Below are 20,804 nucleotides of genomic sequence, written 5' to 3'. Positions count from 1 at the left end.
TAATTACTACTCTTCTTGAACGAATTTTATTTTTAGGTAATCATGCGTACGATCATGTTGGTGGCGGGGATCATCGTCGCACTGGTTTTGGGAAAGCTCTTCATTTTCTCAAAACCCGGTGAGGGGAAAGGTGCCGATGCGAAAAAGGGCGGGGATGCAAAGAATGCGAAATCCGGTGCCGTGCCGGTGAATGTATTTATTGTAGGTAAAGAGTCCATTGAAAACCAGATTTTCGCCTCAGGTACGGTGCTGCCCAACGAGGAAGTCAATCTGATGTCGGAAATATCAGGCAGACTTGTGAAGCTCGACATTAGGGAAGGTTCGTACGTAACCAAAGGACAACTCATCGCGAAGATCAACGACCGCGAACTCCGGGCGCAGCTGCAAAAAGTAGCTTACAACCAGGATTTGAGCAAAAAAATAGAAGCAAGGCAGAAAAAGCTGCTCAATGTGGAAGCAATCAACCTGGAAGAATATGATGTGACTTCCAACAATATCCGTGTGTTGGATGCGGAAAAAGAGGTGATCGAAGCGCAGCTTGAAAAAACGGAGATCCGCGCACCATTCAGCGGACGGATCGGGTTGAAGTTCATCAGCGAAGGCGCATTTATGGCCCCGGGTACGCCCATCGTTACCATTGTTCAGAGTAATCCTGTTAAAATAGATTTTACGGTTCCCGAGAAATACAGCCCGAGCATCCGCGTGGGGAGCACCGTCAAATTCAACCTCGACGGCGACCCGTCGACATACAGTGCCAAAATACTGGCCATCGACCCGAAAGTGGACGAGAACCTTCGCACGCTGCGTGTACGCGCGCTGGCAAACAACCCCGAAGGCAGGTTTATACCGGGAATGTTCGTGAAAGTACTGGCCGATCTCGATGCGAACCGTACGGCGATGATGATCCCGACGGAGGCTATTGTGCCGGTTTTGAAAGGTAAGAAAGTGTTTGTGGTGAAAGACGGTAAGGCACAGGAAGCTATGGTGACCACTGGCTTGCGCACTGATAAAAAGATCCAGATCATAGACGGGTTACAGCCCGGCGACTCCCTCATTACGTCGGGGATCATCGCTATCAAACCTAACACCGCCGTGAAGGTCAACCTATGAGTATTTCGACCCTCTCCATCAAAAGGCCGGTTCTCGCGATTGTGATGAACCTGCTGATCATCCTGTTCGGGTTTTTGGGTTATAAATTCCTGGGAATGCGGGAGTTCCCGTCGATCGACCCGCCGGTGGTTTCCATACGCACGAGCTACACGGGCGCGAATGCCGACATTATCGAGTCGCAGATCACCGAACCGCTCGAAAAGCAGCTGAACAGTATCGAAGGTATCAAATCCATCAGCTCCACCAGTAGCCAGGGTACGAGCCAGATCACCGTCGAGTTCGACATCGGCGTGGATATGGAACGCGCCGCGAACGACGTGCGTGACAAAGTAGGTTCCGCCTCACGGACATTGCCGCTCGATATCGACGGTCCGCCGGTGGTAGCTAAGGCCGATGCCAACTCTGAGCCCATTATCGTACTCACTTTCACGAGCAACACCCGCTCGCACCTCGAAGTAAGCGACTATGCCGAAAACGTGATCGCTCAACGCCTGCAAACGATAGAGGGCGTGAGCGAAATCCGCATTTTCGGACAGAAGAAATATGCCATGCGGATCTGGATGGATCCGGTCAAAATGGCGTCGCTCGGCATTACAACCCAGGATGTGAAATCCGCGCTCGACAAGGAGAATGTGGAACTGCCCAGCGGGAAGCTCGCGGGGGATAATACGGAGCTGACGGTGAAAACGATTGGCCGATTCCGTACCGAAGATGATTTCAACGAAATGATCGTCAAAAATACGGCAACGCAGACTATCCACCTGAAAGATATTGGTTCGGCGACGCTAGGTCCTGAAAACGAAGAAACGATATTGCGCCTTGACAATGTCCCTATGATTGGTCTGGCGATTTCGCCGATGCCGGGAGCTAATTACCTCAATATCGCCAAAGAGGTGAATAAGCGGATGGAGGCCATCAAAAAGGAGCTTCCGAAAGATTACAAGCTGGATACGCTGATTGACAACACGATTTTTGTTGAACGATCGATCGAAGAGGTAGGAGAGACATTGCTGATCGCCATTATTCTCGTGGTAATCATCATTTACCTTTTCTTCCGCGACTGGCTCATTGCTTTCCGCCCGCTAATTGATATTCCCGTTTCGCTCATTGGTACATTCTTCATTATGTACGTCATGGGATTTTCGGTGAACGTACTCACGCTGCTTGCAATCGTGCTCGCGACGGGTCTCGTTGTGGATGACGGTATTGTGGTCACCGAGAATATTTTCAAGAAAATCGAGCAGGGTATGAGCCCGATCGAGGCGGCCATTAAAGGCTCCAACGAGATCATATTTGCGGTTCTGTCCACATCCATTACGCTGGCTTCCGTGTTTTTGCCGGTAATTTTTATGGAGGGTTTTGTAGGAAAACTGTTCCGTGAGTTCGGTATCGTTATTTCCGCCGCTGTATTGATCTCCGCTTTCGTTTCGCTGACGCTGACACCTATGCTGAATGCGTATCTGGTGCGCAAGACCCACAAAAAAAGCTGGTTTTACGAAAAGACGGAGCCTTTTTTTGAGAAAATTACCAATGACTACGGCAATGCGCTCGGGAAATTCCTGAAAATGCGCTGGATGGCTATTCCGCTCGTGGGCATTACGCTGGGGATGATCTGGTTTTTTGGGAAAGACTTGCAATCGGAACTTGCGCCGCTCGACGACCGCAACTGGTTCCGTATCAATATGACGGCGCCGGAAGGCTCTTCATTCGAATTTACCGATCGTTATGTACAGAATGTGAGCGATATGCTCATGGATTCCATGCCGGGCCGCAAAGGTCTGATGATGATCACCTCGCCTGGAAACTCCGGCCTTGGTGCAGCAAATACCGGTAGTGGCCGCATTGCATTGGTAGATAAGAAGTTGAGAAAAGAGTCGCAGCAGGAAATTGCCGATTATATCAACAAGAAACTCAAATCGATGCCCGACGCTAAGTCGTTTGTGGTACAACAACAGACGATCTCCGTGGATTCGCGGGGAGGCCTGCCCATCCAATACGTTATCCAGGCGCCGGATTTTGAGAAATTGCGTGAATACCTTCCCAAATTCATGGAAGAGGTTTCCGAAGACCCGACTTTCGCGATTACGGATGTTAACCTGAAATTCAGCAAGCCTGAGATTCAGGTTATTATAGACCGCGAAAAGGCAAAATCGCTCGGCGTTTCGGTGCAGGATGTGGCGCAGACGATGCAACTCGCTTTTGCCGGGCAGCGTTTTGGTTATTTCACCATGAATGGCCGGCAATACCAGGTAATAGGCCAATACGACCGCGCCAACCGCGACGAACCGCTAGATTTGAAAAGTATGTTTGTCAAAACCAATACGGGAAATCTGGTTCAGTTGGATAATATCGTCAAAGCCGAAGAGGAGAGCAGCCCGCCGCAGCTTTTCCACTTCAACCGCTACATGAGCGCCACCGTGCAGGCAGCACTCGCTCCGGGTAAGACTATCGGCGATGGTATCGCAGCCATGGATCGCATCCGCGACAAGTTGAACGACGAAACGATCCAGACCGCATTAAGCGGCTCTTCCCGGGATTATGCCGAGAGTTCGTCGAATACGATGTTCTCGTTCTTCCTTGCATTGGTGCTGATTTACTTCATTCTGGCGGCCCAGTTCGAAAGTTTTGTCGATCCGTTCATTATCATGTTCACCGTGCCGCTGGCGATCGGTGGGGCGGTATTCTCGCTCTGGTTCTTCGATCAGACGCTCAATATTTTCAGCCAGATCGGGATGATTATGCTCATCGGACTGGTAACAAAGAACGGAATCCTCATCGTCGAGTTCGCCAACCAGCTGCGCGAACAGGGACGAAGCATTCAGGAAGCAGCCCTGGAAGCAGCAACAATGCGTTTCAGGCCTATCCTTATGACGAGCCTGGCGACAGTGCTTGGTGCATTGCCCATCGCGATGGCGCTAGGCTCCGCAGGCCGCAGCCGGATGTCCATGGGGATTGTGATCATGGGAGGCCTTCTGTTCTCGCTTGTGCTCACGCTGTATGTCATTCCGGCCATTTACACATTCTTCTCACGGCCCAGAAATTTCGAGAAAATGAAAATGATCGAACGCGTCGCGCGGGATAGCGAGCTCGAAGAGCCGGCGCATTTTTGAGTGGATGGGGAGAATTCAGTATAGATGGGAATGCGGATTACCGCGTTCCCATATTTTTTAGCATCCTCACATGCGAGCTTAATGCGTTGCCGAAATTGGCTTTTGCATTGTAAACCAATCCGAATTCCAGTGCAGTAGCTCTTACAATGGGAGATAATGCGTGGTAGTGGATGTGGGAAATCGAAGGGAACAGGTGGTGTTCTATCTGATAGTCGAGGCCGCCGATAAACCACGAGAGTATGCGGTTTTTCCCGGCAAAATTAGAGGTGGTTTGCAGCTGGTGAACGGCCCAGGCGTTTTCAATGCAACCGGCGTGGTCGGGTTCGGGTTGCTCCGCACCTTCTACTACGTGCGCCATTTGAAATACTGTGCTGAGAATCATTCCGGCCGTACCGTGCATGATCAGAAAGCCGATCAGCCATTGAGAGAAAGTAACGGACGTCAGGCTAAGCGGGATAACACATATAAATACGACATAGGCCAGTTTGGTCGATATCAATTTTACCAGTTCCTTTCTTGGAAAGGGCTTTGTCATTCCCGATTCAGCCATTTTATTGAATAGCGAAATTTCCTTGAAATCCTTCCACAGGAACGACAGCGTCATCAGGCTGTACAGGAAGAATGCGTAGATGTGCTGAAAGCGGTGAATGAATTTCTGCTTTTCGTGGTAGGACAACCTGAGCAGGAACTTGCCGGTGATATCCTCGTCTACTTCATGAATATTGGTGTAGGTGTGATGCAGCCTGTTGTGCTGAACTTCCCAGTTGTAGGCATTCCCGCCAAGCAGATAGATGGATGCGCCAAAGATCTTGTTCAATACATTGGATGTCGCCAGCGAGCCGTGAATGGCATCGTGCATGACCGACATGCCCACTCCCGCCACTCCAAGGCCCATCACAAAAGCAAAACCCGCCATGGCCAACATGCCGAACTGATTGGAAAGGATCAGTATGTATGGCACCAGATACAAGCTCAGCATAAACAATGCTTTGTAAATAATGCCGGACCCGCCCGACTTGCAAATTTCATTGGTTGAGAAATACTGATCGACCCGTTGTCTGAGGGTGGGGAAAAACGTACTTTTCTCTGGATTCGTGAATTTGACTTTTTGATATTGCATTGAGGGCAAGCGGAAAACGCAGTTTAGATTAATGGGGTGGTTCCGTGAGAACGGAGTTTGGCTGCAAATATTGGCAAATGCTTGATTTAAATTCAATACTAACCTCAAAAATGATGTCGAAAGTTGATATTTAAAACATTATTTTGAGAATGTACCTAAAAACAAAAGAGGCCGACATCTGTGCCGACCTCTTTATTAGTGGTATAAGCGAAGGCTTAAAGAGCGAATTTCGCTTTGACTTTGTCTACGAAATCAAGTTTCTCCCAGGTAAAGAGTTCAACTTCGACCTCTTTCTCTTCGCCGTTGGCACCTTTGAACGATTTTTTAACGATTTCATTCTTGCGTCCCATGTGGCCATATGCCGCTGTTTCGGAATAGATAGGGTTGCGAAGTTTCAGGCGCTGTTCGATCGCGTACGGGCGTAGGTCGAAGATCTCGCTTACTTTCTCCGCGATAGCCCCGTCGTTTTCAGCTACTTTCGCAGTTCCGTAGGTGTTGATGTACAAACCGCAAGGCTCGGCCACACCGATCGCGTATGAAACCTGAACGAGTACTTCGTCGCACAGACCTGCCGCAACCAGGTTTTTGGCAATATGGCGGGTTGCATATGCCGCAGAACGGTCTACTTTGGAAGGATCTTTTCCGGAGAACGCACCACCACCGTGTGCACCTTTGCCGCCGTAAGTATCCACGATGATTTTACGGCCTGTAAGACCGGTATCGCCGTGAGGACCACCGATCACAAATTTTCCGGTTGGGTTGATATGGTGGGTAATGTCGCCTGTGAACAGTTTTTGCAGCTCCGGCGTCAGTTTCGCTTTCACGCGTGGGATTACGATATTGACGATATCGCTTTTGATTTTCGCAAGCATTGCTTCTTCGCTATCGAAGTCGTCGTGCTGTGTCGAAACCACAATAGTATCGATACGTTGCGGTACGTTGTTGTCGCTATATTCGATCGTTACCTGTGATTTCGCGTCAGGGCGCAGGTAAGGGATCAATGATGGCTCGTTATTGCGGATGTCCGACATTTCCTGCAGAATCTTGTGCGCCAGGTCGAGTGCAAGCGGCATATAATTCGCTGTCTCGCGGGTAGCATACCCGAACATCATACCCTGGTCACCGGCTCCTTGTGCATTCGCTTTCGATTCGAAATCTTCGGCTGCTGCTGCGCGGTCCACCCCCTGGTTAATATCCGCACTCTGGTCATGGATTGCCGAGAGGATACCGCAGGAATTGGCTTCAAACATGTATTCACTCTTCGTGTAACCAATCCTTCTGATCACTTCGCGGGTGATCTTCTGAACGTCCAGATAGGTGTTGGTCTTTACCTCGCCGGCCAAAACTACCTGCCCGGTCGTCACCAGTGTTTCGCAGGCTACCTTACTGGTGGGATCCCATGCTAGAAAATTGTCAATCAGTGCATCTGATATTTGATCGGCTACCTTGTCAGGATGTCCTTCAGATACGGACTCCGAGGTGAATAAGTATGGCATTGGAAACGAAATAAAAGTTAAAGAAAAGTTTAAATGTGTGATAGAACTACCTGATAAGAAGCTCTTCTATTTTCGTAGTTGTTGGCAAAAATAAGTAATCATTTAGATATTGACTTTGTGAATCGTACTGTTTAGGAATAATTTCCTCAATTTTATCAAAATTCAATCCCTTTCCCGTCCGATCCTGTAAATGTTGAAGCTCAGGATTTTAACTGGTTCTATCAGCTCGCTGGCCGGCGCTTGCAATAAATGCCTGTTTGTTTGGGTGCTGCGGTCATCCGCTACTTAGCAAACGGTGACAATGCGTAATTTTTGGGTACTATAATAAAGCCGGCGTAGTCAAACTGCGCCGGCTTTGCTATGTGATAGTTATGTTCTGCTTGATCAGATCGGCACATTCACATGCCGCTCCGCATGGTAGCTGGAACGAACGAGTGGTCCGGACTCTACATATTTCAATCCACGTTTCAGCCCTTCTTCCCGGTAGTTATCAAACATCTCAGGCGTGATCCATTCAATCACCTCGTGATGCATTTTTGTGGGTTGAAGATATTGTCCCAATGTAAGAATATCGAGGCCGTTTTCGGCCAGATCGTCCATTGCTTTGTAAACCTCATCCTGTGTTTCACCAAGGCCCAGCATAATGCCCGATTTGGTGCGCTGCCCGAATTCCTTCGTGCGTTTGATTTGTTCGAGGCTGCGGGTATATTTTGCCTGCGGGCGTACCGCGCGATATAAACGTTCCACAGTTTCCATATTGTGGGAAACCACTTCCTGCCCCGCTTCGATCATGTGGATCAGCGCGTCCCAGTTGCTTTTTACATCGGGAATCAGTGTTTCGATGGTCGTTTCAGGGGTATTTTCTTTTACCTGACGAACGGTTTGATACCAGATCTCCGCGCCTTTGTCTTTCAGCTCGTCGCGGTTAACGGATGTGATCACCGCGTGTTTCACCTGCATCAGCTTGATCGCTTCCGCTACGCGCCGTGGTTCGTCGGTGTCGTATTCGTTGGGGCGGCCGGTTGCCACCGCGCAAAAACTACAACTTCTGGTACACACATTCCCGAGGATCATGAAGGTGGCCGTTCCGGCGCCCCAGCATTCTCCCATATTAGGGCAGTTTCCGCTTTCGCAAATGGTGTGGAGTTTATAGTTATCGACCAGCTGTCTTACTTTCCTGAATTCGGGGCCTGCGGGGAGTTTAACCCGGAGCCAATCGGGGCGTTTTCTGCGTTCCGACGGTATTACTGGCAATTCAATCATATCAATCTGTAATGGTAATTATCTTTTCTTACTTCCAAAATAAAGGGTCAGGTATCCGGATGTAAAAAAGGCCTTGTTCTGCGCATCCGCCATAATCGTAATTTTTCTTGAAAAAGCCTCCGCGATGAACCCGATCTCGACGCCTGTCACATTATCCCGGAAGGCGCTCAGCTCGAAGCTCATTGCTGTTTTAATATGCAGCCCCGGCACAACTTTCGATTTTCCGAAACCCTGAAAAAAGCTGCCAGCCCCGATAATGTCACCCGACTTGTCCGGATCGAAAGGCTCGGTAGTAACGCGACCGGCGTTCTGGTACTGCACCATATAGGGCTTTTCGAAACCGAGCGAAGGCCCAGCTGCAACGATCCCGCTGATTGAAATGCCTTCGTCGTCCTGCCTGCTGAACAGCGCTATTTCGCGGCCATATTCAGGACGAAGCACGAACAGGTAGTTTTGTTTACCATAAACCAGCCGTGCGCCTGTTACAAAATCTTGTGTGGATAGTTCTTTCGGGTGTTTTACGTTCACCAGCTCGAGTGCCAGGTAGCGATAGGCGTTCTTTCCGAACATTTTTGAACCCAAAGCCGCTGACTGACGGAATACCGCACCGCCGAGAATCCCGGAGTTGGTATTAGTGGTGACACCCACAGAGGTAAATGTCTTATAGGTCTCCTCGGCGTCCTCATTCTTCACAGACCTGCGCTGAGCGTATATTTCTGTCGATAGTGCAAACAGAATCGTTACTGAAAGTAAAAGTTTTACACGCATCATATTATTGGTATAGTTCTCCGTGACTATGTATGTGTCGTATGAACAGTGAAAGTACAAAATAATAGCGTATGCTGCTGTATACCGACATCACTTTAACGGTTTTTTGTACATTTATGTTCTTTAAACGAAAAAAGATGCAAAAAAGCCAACCAGAGGTCTCTGATCCGCAAAATAGGCGGTGGTATGCTTCTTTTTTAACATCCTTTTAATCAGAGTGCTTTGGTGAAAATCATTTATCAGATCGCCATTCAGGTTTTCGCTTTTTTAATCAGATTCGTTGCTCCTTTCAATCACAAATTAAAGTTAGGCGAAGAGGGGCGGAAGGGTCTTCCCGGCCGCCTGCGTGCTTCATTTCAGGCACAGGTTGCGGGTAGGCCGGTGGCTTGGTTCCATGCGGCGTCGTTGGGTGAATTTGAGCAGGGGAGGCCCGTGATGGAGGCGTACCGGAATGCCTATCCCAATCATTTCATATTGCTTACCTTTTTCTCGCCTTCGGGTTATGAGATCCGGAAGAATTACAATGGAGCGGATTTTATTTGTTACCTGCCGATCGATACGCCATCCAATGCACGCGAGTTTGTGGAAATTGTAAACCCGCATATTGCGTTTTTTATCAAATATGAATTCTGGTTTAATTACCTGCGCGAATTGCGAAGAAACGGGAGTTATGTTCTTTCGTTTTCTTCCATCTTCCGGCCCAGCCAGGTTTTTTTTAAATCTTATGGCGGTTTTTTTAGAAAAATGCTCGGCTATTTCGATCATTTGTTTGTCCAGAACCAGGCGTCGGTTTCGCTTTTGAACCACGCAGGAATTTCCGCTTGCAGCATCGCGGGCGATACCCGTTTCGACCGTGTGCGCGCGATTGCGTACAATGCGCGTGAGCTTCCCGAAATCGAGCGTTTCAAGGGTGAAAGTCCGTGTCTGATCGCGGGCTCGGTGTGGGATGCGGATATGCAGGTACTCATTCCCTCGCTGAACGGACTGACAGGCAAACTAAAGGCGATTATCGCGCCGCATGAGATCAAGGCCGATGAAATAGCCGGCTGGCGAGCTAAACTGAACGGTCGTTCCATTTTATATTCAGAAGTGGCGGCGGGACAGAGCGCGGAAGGGTACGACTACCTCATTATCAATAATATCGGAATGCTCTCCTCGCTTTACCGGTATGGTAATATGGCTTATATCGGCGGCTCATTCGGCGCCGGACTGCACAATATCCTCGAAGCGGCGACATTCGGCTTGCCGATTGTTTTTGGTAACAAAGGCTATCACAGGTTCCAGGAAGCGGTGGATCTGATGGAAAGGGGCGGTGCATTCGCTGTGGCCGATACGGATCAGCTCTTAAAGATCATGCAAAACTGGGTCGGGAACGCTTCCGAGGCCGCAGAAGCAGGCCACATAAGTGCTGAATACGTATTGTCGGGAACGGGTGCTACCGACCTGATTATGCAGAAAGTGAAGGAAGCAATAGGCTGATGACGCCCATTAGAAGCGCCATCAGTATAGGTATTTTCAGGAAAATTCCTTTGCGATCAGGTTGTCGAACAGGTAAGCCTGCGTTCCGAGCAAGCGCGCTTTGGCGCCCAGCTTGGAAATGTGGATCGAGAGCGGGTTTTTGAAATCCGACAAGCAATATTTGTTGATAGCCTGCTCGATCGGGTTGGAAATGAACGGTCCGGCCTCGGCCAGCAAACCGCCCACGATAATTACCTCGGGATTGAACAAATGAACGGCGGTAGCCAGTCCTTTCCCTAATTCAGTTCCGACAGTACTCAGCAGATCGATCGAAAACTCGTCGCCTGCGTGAACGGCTTCAATGATGTGGGAGGTTTCCAGTAATTCGAGATTGTCGTTCACGATCTGTTTCAGGATCGTTGCGCGGCCGCTGCTGATGCCTTCTTTCGCCTGGCGGATCAATGCAATAGCTGAGGTAATTGTGTCGAGGCAGCCTACTTTTCCGCAATGGCACAGCATCCCGTCCGGTTTCACCTGGATATGCCCCAGCTCACCGGCGAAGCCCGAAGCCCCATTGAAAACCTCGCCATTTATGATTATTCCGAGCCCAACTCCCCAGTCGATATTGATCGTCAGGACCTGCGACTTATCCACGGCATAGCCAAAGCGGTGTTCGCCGATGGTGGTGGCCTTAGTATCGTTGAAAAGGCACACGGGAAGGTCGAAATGCGCTTTGAGGTGCGTTACCAGCGGCACGCCCGGAGGCGTCAGGTTGAGGTAGGTTAAGTTGATCCCCTGCGAAGAATTGATCAGACCGGGCATCGAAACGCCTATGCCCCACAATTTGCTGCGGGTGATATTGTTGGATTTTAGGAAATCGTCGGTCGACTCAAACAGTTCTTCCAGGAAATTCGCCGAATCGTCGAGACGAATGTCGACTTTCCTTTTGAGGATCAGTTGGTTATGAAGGTCGAATATACAGAGCTGCGTGTCATGGCGGTTAATGTCCATGATCAGCGTAAGGTATTTCTTTGCATTCAGGCCATATAGTACGGGTGGGCGGCCGGCTCTTGCAGGACCAGTGCCTGTTTCCGTAATCCAGCCCTCTCGCATCAGGTCATTCACAATGCCGGTTGCAGACGGGATACTCGCATGGAACAACTTGGCCATTTTATTAATGGATGTGTCGCCCGATTGATATAGATGCAGCAACAGACTGCTTCTAATGCGATTTTTACGAATATCAATGACCGAACTCGGTTCTTCTGCCACTAAGTCCATTATGCGAAGTGAAAATAATTATAGGATGACGTTTTTAATTTTCTTTACGATTAAGTGATACTAATGTATGAAATAATCAGAAAAAACGGGTGTGATTTTAAAAAATATTATTATTTGTTGTAAAATCCTTAGCGAATCGGGCGATAGGCCAAACGTTTTATAATTAATGCAGTGGTCACAAACGGGATTTTCAGGCTTGAAGTAGCTAATTATACGTAATGCAGAATAAAAATCAGGGATCTGCGAAAACTACTTGTTTTGATACAGGTTTTGACTTCACGGGTAATTTTTAGGGACTTCTGGTAAAGTCCTTTTAAATTCGCTGGTTCCAAAACAAAGACAAATGAGTTTAATAAGGGGTTTGGTGCTTCGTTCCACCGGTTCGTGGTACGAGGTCAGGGATAGCAGGGACGGACACATCTGGCAGTGTCGTTTGAAAGGCAAATTCAAAGCATTGGGTTTGAAAGTGACCAACCCGATCGCGGTAGGGGATTATGTGAATTTCGAAGTGGAGAATGAAGGGGAAAACTTCGGTATTATCCACGAGATCGTTCCACGCGAGAATTATGTGATACGCCGTTCTGTCCACAAAACGGCCCACGCGCACCTCATCGCCGCCAATGTGGACCAGGCGATGCTGATCTGCACCCTGGTATTTCCGCGTACTTCGCTGGGTTTTATCGATCGTTTCCTGGTAGCTATCGAATCATTCCGGATTCCGGGTGTGCTCGTTTTCAATAAGCAGGACCTACTGAACGACGATATGAAGGATTTTCAGACGGAGCTCATGGAATTGTACATAAGTCTGGGTTACCGTTGCCTGACAACGACCGCGTTGGAAGAATCCGGCCTCGGGGAATTCAATTCACTCCTGAAAGGAAAAGTCTCGCTGCTTTCCGGGCATTCGGGTGTCGGTAAATCGACGCTTGTGAATGCAATCGCACCCGGCCTGGACATTAAGACGCAGGAAGTTTCCACATTTGCAAACAAGGGCGTGCATACCACCACGTTTGCGGAAATGTTCGAGCTCGAAAAAGACACATTCATCATCGATTCGCCGGGGATCAAGGAACTTGGCCTGGCCGATATGGAAAAGGAGGAAATCAGTCACTATTTTCCTGAAATGCGCGATTTGCTGAATCAATGTCGCTTCAACAACTGCCAGCACATCAACGAACCCGGTTGCGCCGTGAAGGACGCCGTCTCGGAAGGGAGGATCGCAATGAGCCGTTTTGAGAGCTACCTGAGCATTATGGCTGGGGATGATAACCGGAAATAGGGCTTGCCGTTCATGAGTGGCAGTCGCTCGGTGGAAAGTTTAGAGTTTACTAGTCGAATAATGCGTATCCGCTTATGAAGAATGTAGAGCATATTGGCATTGCGGTCAGTGACCTTTCAGCGGCAGAGAAGCTGTATTCGGCATTGCTTAATACAATTCCTTACAAACGCGAGGCCGTTGAATCGGAGCAGGTTACCACTTCATTTTTTAAGATAAACCAAACAAAAATAGAGTTGCTCGAAGCGACAGGACCGGATAGCGCCATCGCCCGGTTTATTGAAAAGAAAGGCGAAGGCATTCACCACATCGCATTCGAGGTGGAAGACATTGTCGCGGAAATGGAACGGCTGCGTAATGCAGGTTTTACATTACTGAATGAAACTCCCAAACGTGGAGCTGATAATAAGCTGGTCTGTTTCGTTCATCCCAAAAGCGCGAATGGGGTGTTGGTAGAGCTTTGTCAGGAGATCCGCTAGCACTATGGGAGGCACTAAAACGGTAACCCGACCGCTATATTCAATATCAAATTCTCCTTTCGCCAGGCTTTACTTCCAAAGTTGATTTCATTGAATACCCACGGATTTTTGTATTCCAAAACAGCACCTTCATCGCTCACAGTCTTGGCCTCATTCACATACCACGGTTTGCGGAATGGTGTCGCGAGATCAAGGCGGAAAATCAGGTACGAAAAGTCGAGCCGTAAACCGATACCTCCACCGACTGCCACTTGTTTCAAAAACTTGTTGCTGATTAGCGCAGTGCCAGGGTAGGAGGCGCGGGTACTATCTCCGAACGACCAGATATTTCCGGCGTCCACAAAAACGGCTCCGTTGATGATGTCGGTGAATTTCATCCGTACTTCCGAGTTGAATTCCATGCGGATATCCGCAAAAGACTGATAACCCAGCAAGCGAATAGATAACGTATCCGGAGCTACCGATCCCGGCCCCAGCGAGCGTGCGCGAAATGCCCTGATCCCGGTACTACCGCCCGCAAAGTATTGTTTAAACTGTGGTATGGGCATTGTTTTCGAGTTTCCGTATGGCTTGGCAGCTCCCACGAGAATGCGGTTCGCCCATTTGATCGAAGGTGTGATGGTGCGGTAATATCTTACATCTCCATCTACTTTTACATATTGCAGAATGGGTACTTTAAGAAACTCTTTCGGATATCCTTCGGCGTTTTTCTTTGCCAGCAGACTTAAAATATTCCCGCCCCATTCGACACCGCCACTCATCGCGATTTGGTTTTTGCTAAAAGGCCGGGGAGTCGGGCGATAGGATACAGAATAGTTTGATCCCATTATAAAGAATTTAGTATCGACAAGCCTGAAAAGCCGGTCGACGTCCAGCGGGTTGGTATTCGGGTCCGTTGCAACTTCCCCCAGCAGTTCGGTATTGATATTCCTCGGTTCCACAAAGTTGATGGAAATCGGCGCGAAAGTATGCTCCACTTCCGAGTTGCGGCGCCACACATACGACCAATCGCCCCGGATGGAACGCGTAGTATAAAAGTTACGCTGTATCCGGTTTTCGTAGGTTAAGGAAAGAATGGTTTTAGGCAAAGACTGACTTTTTTCCGGCCTGATCCTTACAAACGGAATGATAAACCTGGGAAACGAGAGATCGGCCGAGGCACCATACCGGATATATTCGTTCCCAATGTTATTGGAAGTAGTACGGCTTCCACCCAGCTGCACGTCGAATCCGAAATATGCTTTGATCGCCAGCATTTCGGCACCGCGGAAGAAGTTCCGGTTGCGCCATTTCACTTCCAGCTCCGAGCCGCCAAGGTTGTTGGATTTGGTACTGGCCGAGAGGCTTGTCTGCAGCGACTTTTTCTTCATCGGCGCAAGGTCATAATACACATCCAGCAAGGCAGAATCGGAGCGGGGAACAAGTTCGAAACGGTTTTTGACGAACCGGAAATTTTGAAGGTTGATCAGCCTTTGCAGGGAGACGTCATGCATTGTATTGGTATACATGTTTCCCCTTCTGAAACCGATGGCATCGTAGAAAATGCGGCGCTTGTAATTGTTGCCGGGATCCGTGATGGTAATGCCCCGGCGCAGCGGGCCGCGCGCAGCGAGACCGGTCGTGTCGGTCAGCTTGTTTTCGTCCGTCCCTGTATTGACGTAAATGCGGTTGATAAAATACTGTTTCAGCGAAGTCTGAGCCGTTTCCTTCTTGGTTTCGAGAAACAGATTCACCTGTTGCGGACCCAATGTGGAGTCGGCGCGACCGATAGTAGAATCGACTTTTACAATCAGGTAATCGGGGTTAAAATAGTAATAACCCTTTCCTTTCAATTCCTGGTCAATGCGCGTGCGCTCGGTTGTGATTACTTCCAGGCGGATCGGATCGCCTTTTTTAAGCAGCGTTTTTTCTTTGGCTAAAACCAGGTCGCGATTGAAAAGCGAGCTATCGGGCACGACGTAGCTAATCTCGTTGATCACGTAGCGCGGCATCACGTATGCATCGAATTCCGTGATCGCGGTACGTTTTCGCTTGTTCTTGTTCGGGACGATCTTACCCTTAGCGTTGGAGCGGTAGTAACCTTCATTATCGAGGAATGCAACCATATTGGCGGCATTGATATCCACAATCCGCTGGGTTGCATAACGTGGAGGTTCGCCGAGCTTTTTACGGAACCAGCTCCGCAGCCCACCCTCATCTTTCGGTTCGCCGATCCAGTAGTAGAACCAGACTTTCCATGGGAAGCCAAAAATGGTCTTATTAGCAGGTGGTTTGATCAGCTCTTCCAGTTGATCGGCCACCCCGGATACGTTCGGTTTGTAAATGCTGTCGGGCTGCACATTCACCTTGTTGCCTACATAAATGCTCTGGCCTTCGGGTACATACCTATTGACCGAGCAGCTGCCCAGGAAAATACAGATCGCCAGTATATACCCTACATTACTTCTCATTGCGTTGCTTTTGGAAAATTTCGCGGATCAGGTCGTAATCCGCCGTAATGATAAAACTGACCCCCGTTTCGATGATGAAACCTTCCAGTATCGACTGGTACTGGTTTTTCCGGTAACCCCGGAACATATACCGGCCGTCCTTGCTGATAGAATAGTCGAGGGCGATGTTGTCGAAAACCTCGGTTGAGTTGCCCGAGTTGGTTTTGCTTTCGAGCTCGAAGTTTTTGCCTACGGAAATTTTCAACCGGTTGTTCAAAAATGCCTTGCTGAGGCCCACGTTCAGGTCGGTGCGGGCACCGGTGGTCTGGTCGGCGGTGGAGTTCAAGCCAATGTTGAGGTCGACTCCCTTCACAAGATCCGACGCCAGGTTATTGAGCTGATCGCTGAGCAATTGGCTTACGCTTTGCCGGGCCACAGCTTCTGCGCTCGAACCGATATTGAAGCCGGCGGTAGATTGGTCGGTAATGAACTTGTTCGTGATCAGTAATGCAAATGCCTGCTTGTTCGCCTCGGAAGGGTTGTTCTCCATATCCTTCCAGAATGTCTGCTGGGTAATGTCGTTTTGAACCTGCTTGTCAACGGAGTTTTCGGGTATCACGATCTTAAACGCAATGTTAGGCGTCGTGAGATTTCCTGTAATCACGATCTGCACCTCGACCTGTATTTTGCTTGCACCCTGAAATTTGGCGGCGATAGAGCCCGGGTCTACCATTACGGGATAGGCAGCGGTAATATTCAAATCGGCCTTCATCGGATCACCCGTCCAGAGGAGCGTACTTCCCTTTTTAATCTCGAACTGCCTTTTCAGGATTTGCAGCGTGAGGTCGTAGGAGCCTTCCGTCAGGTCATATGATCCGAGGAGAAACAACTGCCCGTTCGGGGCGACACCCGTATTGAGCTGCGCATTGCCTTTCAGCCGGATATTATCCCCGTTCAACTCGTCGATCACAACTTTGAATTCCGATTTATCGTCGACAGCGATATCGAGCGAGATTTGCGAAGCAAAATCTACCATGACATTCTGTTCAGCCTCAATAGAATCCTTTTTGACCACCTGCGTCGGGTCGCTCATATCCACGAACTCGATCACCCCCTTGGTAGCGTCGCCTGCCTCGGTCGCATCGCTGGGCATTACCACCGTGATATTGCTGCCGGGGTCCACCTTCACATTCCCATCGATCACCGATTTGGCGCCCTGGCCTTTTACAGTCAGGTTAGCATCGATATTGGCCTTCCCGAAAAACAGCTCATTCTGTTTCTGGGTTGAGTTCAGGACATTGAAGTTTTTAGCGGAGATAGTCAGGTTATAGCCTACATCCGGGAGCTTGGCAATGCTCACATTCCCGTTGATCTTCATCGCCTGGTTCAGCGAATCGGTGATCGTGAAGTTGTTGAAATTGATATTCTGACCATTGAACTGGATCTTTTGCCCGGCGAGAGCGTATCTTGAACCCAACTGCGTTGCATTAAATGCTACATTGTCGAAATTGACGGCACCGTTCAGCCTGGGGCTGTCAGTGGAGCCCGTGATGGCGATATCGCCTGTCAGGTTACCTTCCGCCCGTTTCAGTTCGCCAAAACTAAAAGCTTCGATGGTTTTGGCGCTGAGTTTTTTCAGATCCATCTTGAAATCCATCGGTGTTTCGGATTTCAGATTGTAGCTTCCATTGATATTAACGTCGTTCTGGTCGTTCACCAGCGACATCGCCACGCGGATCAGGTTTTCGGTTTCGTTGGTCGATTTCAGTGACAGGTCACCCACCGGTATTTTAGTTACTGCCAGGTTATTGACTGTCAGTTCTCCCGTGTACACAGGTGCAGTCATATAATTACTCAGCAGGACTTTACCGTTCAATGTCCCGGTAGCAAGCGTAGAATCGAGGGTGGCGATTTCAATGAGCGGACCGATGGAGATATTCGACATCGTGACGTCGAGCGGGCTGTTCGGCGCTTCGGTGGTCGAATTGATCTTCAGAGACTGCCCTTTGTTGCTGATCGCGAAATTTTTCACATACACGCTGTCGGATCCGTATTGCACGTAACCCGCGGTGTCGGCCTCCCATTTATCATAATTCAAAAGCAGGTCGTCGCGCAAATTGAGACGGTATTGATTGTTGTTGACGACCAGGTCACCCTTTACGGCGTGTCGTTCGGTACTCAACGAGTCGCGGACGACGAAATCGAACTTGACATCGTTGTTGACGATCTGACTTGCCAACGATGCATTCTGCATTCTGAAACCGCCCGTATTAACCAGCCCTACATTCGCATTCAAAGCTGCATTGGCCTCCACGGTGCTGAAATCCACCGACACGCGCTCCACGATGGTACTGTCGTAATTTACCATCGGAACACTTAGCCGGGCCACCAGCGACGAATCTTTCTGGTTATCCATTTGCGCATGCAGCTGTATCGCTTTCATTTCCCGTATTTCAGGCACAAAAACCTGGATGGCCGGGTGATTGGTAAGCGTGGCATCCAGGGCGAAGTTGACCGGCCTGGTAACTTCTTTGTAAGTCAGGTCGGGTGATTTGAAATGCTTTCCTACCTCGGTCAGGATCGCGTCGCCAATATCTGTATAGGAATACTGGCCGGTCATTTTGGCTTTCAGGAAAGGTGATTCGATATAAGCCTGTCTGCCGCCGGCGGAATCGGTCAATTGCACATTGATATTGGAAATACCGACCGGCCTGCGATGGTGTGTCAGCACAAGGCTGTCTACATTTACGGTTCCGAGCGGGTTTTCTGGATTGGTGGAAGGCATATCGACTTTGATGCTGCCTTTTACCTGCAACGAATCGGTGTACAAATTAAGGGCGGTCAGGTCGAGATTAGTCACTTCGAGATCCGCTTTGACCGATGGATATTCTTTTGACAGATCAGCCTGCGCCGTCAGGTCGAGATCGATGTTGCGGTCGTCCATATCTGCGGCAACATTGGCCAGGCCATGGTCGATATCACCTTTTAATTTCAGGTTTTGGTATACATAACCTTTAATATCTGCACTTTCAATATTGCCATCCAGCCGCGCTTTCATTGTTTTAGGGGCATACCCCACACCATCCACGTCGGCACGGAGTGTGAGCTTACCCATTTCGGCAGGGGGCTGTTTGGTGAGTTTTCCGAGATCGAATTCCGTAAGGGTCAGCGTACCATTATATTGTGCCCGAAGGCTGTCGGTGATGTTTTTAAGGTTACCTGAAAAAGTGCCTGTTCCAAACGTCGTGTTAATGGTCGTCGCCAGCGTAAGGTCCTCCATCGAACCTTTCACTTTTCCTGAAATCTTGATAGCATCAGGCAATTCGATTGAAGCGGGAACCACGCTGTCGGGCAGCATTTTGAGCAGATCTGCTTTTGTGGAAGATATTTCATTGATATTGAGATCCAGATCAAGCTTTTCTGCGTTCGGGAGACCTTTCAGCCGGCCGTCGGCGCTCAGAACGGTGCCGTCGAGCATGGTGAACTTCGCTTTGGAAATCAGCATATCATCCACCGACCCGCTAATCTGCCCCGTGCCTTTCACGACACCGTTCGGCTCCGCATCAAATGGGGGAGTCTTGGCCAGATCGGGTACAAGCAACAGAATGTCTGCAAAGGCAATGCGACTGTCGGTGAGGCGCAGTTTGAGTTTTACCTTGCCAATGTCGTTCGTAAGCTGGTCGAGGTTTTTATAACGCAGGCTCAACTCGTCGCGCAACAGGGTATTGGGTGTTTTTAAATAGAGATTGCGGAGGTAAGTTTCGTGGTCGCCATAGGCGAAATCGGTCCGGAATGCATCAAGGCGGAAACCGCTTTTGTCCTTGAATGAGGCAGATTTGAGCGCCCCTGCTATATTTTCGGGTGAGAAAAGGAAGTTCTGTAAATCGACATTCAAGTCTTTGATATTCAGGTGTGCATAGTCGAGGCCTTTGGGTATGGCAGGTGAATTGAAATCGTCGTAGCGAATATCATTGTCCGCCAGTTTAATCTCACCCACTTTTACATACCAGCCGGGGCTGTTGGCCGCCGGGGCTCCGGCCGCCGGGGCCCCGGCCGCAGTAGTATCTTTCTTTTGCTCCGGTGTTTTCGGCTTTTTAGCAAATTCCGCAAAAAGCGACATGTTTTGCAGTGAAACGTTTTTCACATCCACGCGCTGGCCGCCCATGTAAACGCTGTTCACATGCCCGGCGAGTTTGCCCACCGTCATGCCGTTTTTGAGCCCTGAAGTCTCGTCATCAAACTGCCATTTGAATTGCTGAATATCGATGTCGCCTACTTTAATATCCAGTGAATCGGCCGGATCGGGCTTCGGCTCGGGACCGGCGGCAGCGGTTTTCAATGCGGGGTACATTCGCAGCTTCACCTGGCTGTTGTGCAATGCCGTGCTGGTGAGGTGATATTGCGAAATAGTCGGATTGAATTTGTCGAATTTCACAACCGCTGAATCGATGTTGCCCGAAGCATCGGTGCCGATAACCGCGTCGCGATAAGAAAACCGGACATTTTTAAGGGAAATCCGGTCAAGCCGCATTTTGAGCGGTTTCGACGGCGTTGTGTCGACCTCCGCGGTGCCGGCGAATGCGTCAACAATAAACTGGAAATTAAAGGTCGTATCCGGCAAAACGCGGTTGATATTGGCATTCACCCCTTCCAGTTCCACCTTGTTGATCCCAATGTCACCCTTAATGAGGCTGTACATGTCGAGGTCTACGTACAGGCGCTTGCCCGCCACGAGCGTATCGCCATGGAGGTCTTCGAAATAAACGCCTTCGAGCAGTACCCAATCCGGAATATCGAAGCGCACCTTTTCGATATTGACCTTGGTTTTGAGTTTTTTACGTAGAAAGGAATTTGCCTGGGACGTTAAAAAATTCTGGCCGAACGGTGTCTGGATACCCCAGATCAACACGCCAACCAGAATCAAAACTGTCAGGATTATTATGGCCAATACTTTCAGTGCTTTCTTCATCCCTGGCTGTTTTCCGCCACATCGAGGCGTTGAGAATCTAGGTTT

12 protein-coding genes are annotated in these 20,804 nt (G+C 49.4%); 5 read left to right on the top strand and 7 right to left on the bottom strand.

From position 1 onward, the window contains the following. Positions 1-42: 42 nt before the first annotated feature. Both ACTJJJ_RS25710 and ACTJJJ_RS25705 read left to right on the top strand, forming a co-directional pair. Positions 43-1,110 carry an efflux RND transporter periplasmic adaptor subunit gene (locus ACTJJJ_RS25710; protein ID WP_426292092.1) on the top strand — a complete coding sequence of 356 codons (1,068 nt, stop codon included), beginning with the start codon at positions 43-45 and terminating at the stop codon, positions 1,108-1,110. After that, positions 1,107-4,220 carry an efflux RND transporter permease subunit gene (locus tag ACTJJJ_RS25705; RefSeq protein WP_440703442.1) on the top strand — a complete coding sequence of 1,038 codons (3,114 nt, stop codon included), beginning with the start codon at positions 1,107-1,109 and terminating at the stop codon, positions 4,218-4,220. The genes ACTJJJ_RS25710 and ACTJJJ_RS25705 overlap by 4 nt, the downstream gene beginning before the upstream one ends. Positions 4,221-4,257: 37 nt before the next feature. Here ACTJJJ_RS25705 and ACTJJJ_RS25700 read toward each other — a convergent pair whose 3' ends face one another. The 4 genes from ACTJJJ_RS25700 to ACTJJJ_RS25685 all read right to left on the bottom strand — a co-directional run bounded on the left by ACTJJJ_RS25700 (position 4,258) and on the right by ACTJJJ_RS25685 (position 8,870). Beyond that, a complete protein-coding gene (locus ACTJJJ_RS25700; RefSeq protein WP_188937078.1) occupies positions 4,258-5,340 on the bottom strand; it encodes a fatty acid desaturase family protein in 1,083 nt (360 codons plus the stop codon). Positions 5,341-5,555: 215 nt separating this feature from the next. Next, on the bottom strand, positions 5,556-6,836 hold the full coding sequence (gene metK / locus ACTJJJ_RS25695) for a methionine adenosyltransferase (protein ID WP_188937076.1): 1,281 nt from the start codon (positions 6,834-6,836) through the stop codon (positions 5,556-5,558). 384 nt (positions 6,837-7,220) lie between these two features. Beyond that, the gene (gene lipA, locus ACTJJJ_RS25690; RefSeq protein WP_090156965.1) at positions 7,221-8,099 is read right to left on the bottom strand and encodes a lipoyl synthase; all 879 of its coding nucleotides are present in this window, start codon (positions 8,097-8,099) and stop codon (positions 7,221-7,223) included. Positions 8,100-8,117: 18 nt separating this feature from the next. Beyond that, the gene (locus ACTJJJ_RS25685; protein ID WP_188937074.1) at positions 8,118-8,870 is read right to left on the bottom strand and encodes a hypothetical protein; all 753 of its coding nucleotides are present in this window, start codon (positions 8,868-8,870) and stop codon (positions 8,118-8,120) included. Between the two features lie 219 nt (positions 8,871-9,089). Here ACTJJJ_RS25685 and ACTJJJ_RS25680 point away from each other — a divergent pair, with 219 nt between their 5' ends. After that, the gene (locus ACTJJJ_RS25680) at positions 9,090-10,346 is read left to right on the top strand and encodes a 3-deoxy-D-manno-octulosonic acid transferase (RefSeq protein ID WP_440703441.1); all 1,257 of its coding nucleotides are present in this window, start codon (positions 9,090-9,092) and stop codon (positions 10,344-10,346) included. Between the two features lie 36 nt (positions 10,347-10,382). Here the strand turns inward: ACTJJJ_RS25680 and ACTJJJ_RS25675 are convergent, their stop codons facing one another. Then, entirely contained in the window at positions 10,383-11,495 is a 1,113-nt protein-coding gene (locus tag ACTJJJ_RS25675) for an ROK family protein (protein ID WP_426292089.1), read from the bottom strand. Between the two features lie 454 nt (positions 11,496-11,949). Here ACTJJJ_RS25675 and rsgA point away from each other — a divergent pair, with 454 nt between their 5' ends. Both rsgA and mce read left to right on the top strand, forming a co-directional pair. Next, positions 11,950-12,885, top strand: a complete 936-nt coding sequence (rsgA, locus tag ACTJJJ_RS25670; protein ID WP_440703440.1) for a ribosome small subunit-dependent GTPase A — start codon at positions 11,950-11,952, stop codon at positions 12,883-12,885. Positions 12,886-12,959: 74 nt separating this feature from the next. Next, positions 12,960-13,361 carry a methylmalonyl-CoA epimerase gene (mce, locus tag ACTJJJ_RS25665; RefSeq protein ID WP_440703439.1) on the top strand — a complete coding sequence of 134 codons (402 nt, stop codon included), beginning with the start codon at positions 12,960-12,962 and terminating at the stop codon, positions 13,359-13,361. A gap of 14 nt (positions 13,362-13,375) precedes the next feature. Here the strand turns inward: mce and tamL are convergent, their stop codons facing one another. Together tamL and ACTJJJ_RS25655 are read right to left on the bottom strand one after the other, a co-directional pair. After that, positions 13,376-15,811, bottom strand: coding sequence for a translocation and assembly module lipoprotein TamL (gene tamL / locus ACTJJJ_RS25660; RefSeq protein ID WP_440703438.1), 2,436 nt, complete (start codon positions 15,809-15,811; stop codon positions 13,376-13,378). Further along, positions 15,801-20,759, bottom strand: a complete 4,959-nt coding sequence (locus tag ACTJJJ_RS25655) for a translocation/assembly module TamB domain-containing protein (protein WP_440703437.1) — start codon at positions 20,757-20,759, stop codon at positions 15,801-15,803. The genes tamL and ACTJJJ_RS25655 overlap by 11 nt, the downstream gene beginning before the upstream one ends. Between the last annotated feature and the right edge of the window lie 45 nt (positions 20,760-20,804).

Origin of the sequence: Dyadobacter sp. 22481, assembly GCF_052044875.1 — a bacterium.
Lineage (GTDB): Bacteria > Bacteroidota > Bacteroidia > Cytophagales > Spirosomataceae > Dyadobacter > Dyadobacter endophyticus.
This window is presented reverse-complemented; position numbering and strand designations above follow the sequence as displayed.